Annotated in this window: 1 protein-coding gene; it reads left to right on the top strand. The window is 66.7% G+C overall.

The annotated features are described in order from the left end of the window. Nucleotides 1–235: 235 nt before the first annotated feature. Nucleotides 236–2,185 (top strand): alkaline phosphatase PhoX, encoded by a 1,950-nt coding sequence (locus ABNT58_RS13755; RefSeq protein WP_348754033.1) that lies wholly within the window; start codon nt 236–238, stop codon nt 2,183–2,185. The last annotated feature ends 161 nt before the right edge of the window (nt 2,186–2,346 follow it).

Genomic DNA, 2,346 nt, shown 5'->3' with positions numbered 1-2,346 from the left:
GGCCGCGAGTTCGCCGAAGGCACGCTGATCCGCCTGGGCTATGCCTGGGAGATGCTGGCCAAGCCGCGTGTGGCACCGCCCACCACGCCGGAGCTGTAAGGCCGGGGCACCGGCTGATTGGGGGGGTTGGCTGTCTTGGCGGTGTCAAACCACCGTCACACAGCCTTCCTAGCATGCCTGCAGGCCGGGCCCCTTGGGGGGCCCGATCCCATTCATGCTTGCCCACCTCAGTCACATGTCCCAAACCACTTCGATCCTGTCGCGCCGCAAGGCTCTGCAAATGCTGGCCGGCGTGCCGATGCTGCCGCTCAGCGGCGTGGCCCTCGGCGGCCTGCTGGCGGGCTGCAACGACGACGATCCGGTCCTGCAGTTCAAGTCGGCCACCTTCTCGTCGATGCCGGCGCCTTCGCTGGCCAACGCGGCCGCCATGGCCACCACCACCACCAGCTCGGTGATGACGGTGACCTACGAGGACAACAGCACCCAGGCCTTCGCGCTGGCCTACCAGCCGTTCTTCATGACCGGCGACCAGGTGCCCGATGGCAAGGGCGGCACGGTGCTGGCCGGTGGCTACGTGGACATCAACAACAAGCCCATCATCGACGCTTCGGTGGCGGGCAAGGAACGCCAGTTCTTCTCCGACTGCCCGGACGGCAGCTCGCTGCTGTCGCTGCCCAGCACCACCGTCTCGGGCATCAAGGGCAAGGCCGTGTTCGCGGTGGTGCAGTTCGAGTACACCAGCCGCAACCAGGCCGGTGCCAGCACCTACGGTACGCTGCCGTCGCCGATCGCGGTGCTGACGCTGGACCAGGACCAGGACACCGGCAAGCTGACGCTGGTCAAGTACCACAACGTGGACATGTCCTCGGCCCACGGCCTGTGGATCACCTGCGGCGCCAGCCTGTCGCCCTGGGGCACCCACCTGTCGAGCGAAGAGTACGAGCCCGACGCCTTCACCGCCAGCACCAGCGCGCAGTTCAAGGCCTTCAGCAAGAACGTGTTCGGCGACGAGACCAAGGCCAACCCCTACCACTACGGCCACCTGCCCGAAGTGACCGTGAACGCCGACGGCACCGGCACCGTCAAGAAGCACTACTGCCTGGGCCGCATCAGCCATGAGCTGATCCAGGTGATGCCCGACCAGCGCACCGCGCTGATGGGCGACGACTACACCAACGGTGGCCTGTTCATGTTCGTGGCCGACAAGGAAAAGGACCTGTCCGCCGGCTCGCTGTACGTGGCCAAGGTGGGCGCCGGCTTCTCGCTGGACGTCAATGCCGCGGGCGCGCCGCTGACCTGGATCAAGCTGGGCCAGGCCACCAGCGCCGAGATCGAGCAGCTGGCCAACACGCTCAAGCCCACCGACATCATGGACGTGCGCTTCGCCGACCCGGCCGACGCCACCTTCACCAAGATCTTCGTGGACGGCGTGGCCAACTGGGTCAAGCTCAAGCCCGGCATGGAAAAGGCCGCCGCGTTCCTGGAAACGCACCGCTACGCCTGCCTGATGGGCGGCAGCATGGCCTTCACCAAGATGGAAGGCACCACCGTCAACGCCAAGGACAAGGTGGCCTACTCGGCCCTGGCCAACATCCAGGACTCGATGGTGCGCAACGGCAAGGGCTGGCAGGAGTCGAACGGCGTGTCGCTGGCGGCGCAGCTCAAGGCGGGCGGCATCCTGGCCCACACGATGACCGGCGGCCAGAAGGACACGGCCGGCGCCGCCATCAACAGCGAATGGGTGCCCGCCAGCACCAAGGCGCTGCTGCTGGGTGAAGACATCGCGGCCGATGCGCTGGGCAACACCGCCAACCCGGACAAGATCGCCAGCCCCGACAACCTGAAGTTCTCGGAAAAGCTGCGCACCCTCTTCATCGGCGAAGACAGCGGCAACCACGTCAACAACTTCCTGTGGGCCTACAACGTCGACACCAAGCAGCTGTCGCGCATCCTGTCGACGCCGGCGGGCGCCGAATCCACCGGCCTGCATGCGGTGGACGAGATCAACGGCTGGACCTACATCATGAGCAACTTCCAGCACCCCGGTGACTGGACCAGCCTGCATGCCAAGGTGCAGGCCACGCTCGATCCGCTGATCAAGGCCAACTACAAGGACCGCTTCGGTGCCGCGGTGGGCTACCTGACGGCCACGCCCACCTCGATCAAGCTCAGCAAGCAGGGCTGATGTCCCGCGCCCGGCCGGCCCTGGGAAGGGCCGCCGGGCTCACTCCGGCTGGCCGAAGGTGTCGACGAAGCTGAAGTACAGCGACACGTAGAAGGCCACGGTGAACATCAGCGCCGCCGGCATCGCGGCCACGCCCACCAGCTGGCGGGCGCCGATCAGCG

It is taken from the genome of uncultured Aquincola sp., assembly GCF_964001545.1.
GTDB lineage: Bacteria > Pseudomonadota > Gammaproteobacteria > Burkholderiales > Burkholderiaceae_C > Aquincola.
This window is presented reverse-complemented; position numbering and strand designations above follow the sequence as displayed.